A 262-nucleotide genomic window follows, 5' to 3' on the forward strand; every position below is an offset into this window, starting at 1 on the left:
CCTGCAGGAATGTCAGCCAACCCGGAAAACGGGTCCGCATGGTCTGCGAATAGCCGACCGGCATTACGGTGACAACTAAACTCCACCGGGTCAGTTTTCGGGGAAGAAAGCCGGCCCGACCACCCTTACCGGCCGCGTTTCGGTCAATTTTTCGATCGACCGATGCTGGGCGGCGCCCTTGGCTTCGGCATTGGAAGCTCCGATATCCGGAGCTTTGGCATCGGGTCCGAGAATTTCCGCAACGGCGCCAAGATCCGGCTTT

Source organism: Mesorhizobium sp. (genome assembly GCF_004962925.1).
Classification (GTDB): domain Bacteria; phylum Pseudomonadota; class Alphaproteobacteria; order Rhizobiales; family Rhizobiaceae; genus Mesorhizobium.